Consider the following 1,677-nt stretch of genomic DNA (forward strand, 5'->3'; position numbering starts at 1 on the left):
ACAGGACGAAATCGGCTTCCGTGAACGGGGCGAGGCCCATAATAGTCTCCTTGATTAAAAAACGGTCCACGGGATCGATCCCGGGAGTGACGTTTCATTCCCCTTAGCCGCCGCGCTCGGCACCTACCCAATGGAAGGCGGCGCGCCTTCCGCACTGTGTCAGCAGCCATTCTATAGAATGAGGAAGGAGAGGCCATGACACTGACCCTGCAGGAAATGTCGGACAGGTTCGAGATTCAGGATCTGATCGTGGGCTATTGCTACGCGGTGGATACACGCGACTGGGACGCACTGGACCGCTATTTCACCGAAGACGCCGTGATCGACTATTCGGAAATGGTGGGCGTCGTCGGGGGCCTTGCGGAGATAAAGTCCTTCCTGGCGGAAAGTCTGACGCCGATCCTCGCCTTTCAGCATGCCGTGTCCACCACCCAATATCAGATCGCGGGCGACCGGGCGAAGACCAAAACCGCCTGCTATAATCCGATGACGGTCAGCAACGGCGAAACGGCCGATACGCTGGTCTTCGGCCTCTGGTACCATCATGATTTCGTCCGCACCGGGCAAGGCTGGAAGATCAGCCGACTCTATGAGCAGAAGTGCTACCGGATCAATGTACCGGACTGGCTTGCGGCACAATTGCCTGCCTGATTCTCCCCTCACAGCTTTTGCCGGATTCCAAGGGGGGAGCCTGATGCGCCGCTTTCTGAACATGATTTTCATCCTGTCGATGCTTCTTGCCGGCCTGTCGCTGCTGTGGCTGGGGGGACGGCTCGCCCTGCTCGGCGGGTCAAGCTGGTATTGTGTGTCCGGCCTCATCATGGTGAGTGCGGCCTGTCTCGGCTGGCGCCGTTCGCCCCTCTCGGTCACCCTCTATTGGGCCTTTCTCGCGGCCAATCTCTGCTGGTCGCTTTGGGAGGTCGGACTGGACGGCTGGGCTCTTGCGCCCCGGCTGGCCATGCCGGTCGCCATGGGCCTCTACATGTTCACCCCCTATTTTCGGCGGCGTGTCGGGCTTGACCGCCCCCTGCCCGGCGCACGCATGCTGTGGCCCGGTCTTCTGCTGCTCCTCGTCGGCGCGAGCGGCGGCGCCTTCTGGGCGGATCGTTCGCCGCCGGCGGGCAGCGCTCTGTGGGGCGCCGGACCTGCACGAGCCGCCGATGGCGACTGGGTGGCCTATGGCAACGACCGGGGCGGATCGCGCTACTCGCCGCTGGCGCAGATCACGCCCGCCAATGTCGGCCATCTGGAAAGGGCATGGACGTACCACACCGGCAAACTCACCGATGGCAAGCAAGGCACGGCCTTTCAGGTCAATCCGCTCAAGGTGGGCAATCGCCTGTTCCTGTGCGCGGGCAATAATGATGTGATCGCGCTCGATCCGGAAACGGGGCGACAATTATGGCGGCACCGGCCCAAGACCGATCTCGCGGGTGTCTATGGCCTCGTCTGCCGCGGCGTCACCTATTATCGCATCCCGCAGGCCCATGGCTATTGCGCCGAGCGCATCTACACCGCGACGCTCGACGCCCGGCTGATCGCGCTCGATGCTGCGACCGGCGGACTTTGCCCCGGATTCGGACAGGGCGGTCAGGTGGATCTGAAGGCGGGACTGGGAACGGTCGACAAGGGCTATTATTTCGTCACCTCGCCCCCCGCCCTCGTGCGCGGCCGCCT

The 1,677-nt window shown here is 63.0% G+C and carries 2 protein-coding genes; both read left to right on the top strand.

The window, feature by feature from the left end; translation table 11 throughout:
* Positions 1-195 precede the first annotated feature (195 nt).
* Complete coding sequence (locus tag ACFC3J_RS22660; RefSeq protein ID WP_375198168.1) at positions 196-651, top strand: nuclear transport factor 2 family protein; 456 nt, start codon at positions 196-198, stop codon at positions 649-651.
* Between the two features lie 43 nt (positions 652-694).
* The coding region (locus ACFC3J_RS22665; RefSeq protein ID WP_375198169.1) for a PQQ-binding-like beta-propeller repeat protein at positions 695-1,677 on the top strand (983 nt) is incomplete at its 3' end.

The sequence above is a fragment of the Sphingobium sp. genome, from assembly GCF_041987595.1.
Taxonomy (GTDB): Bacteria; Pseudomonadota; Alphaproteobacteria; order Sphingomonadales; family Sphingomonadaceae; genus Sphingobium.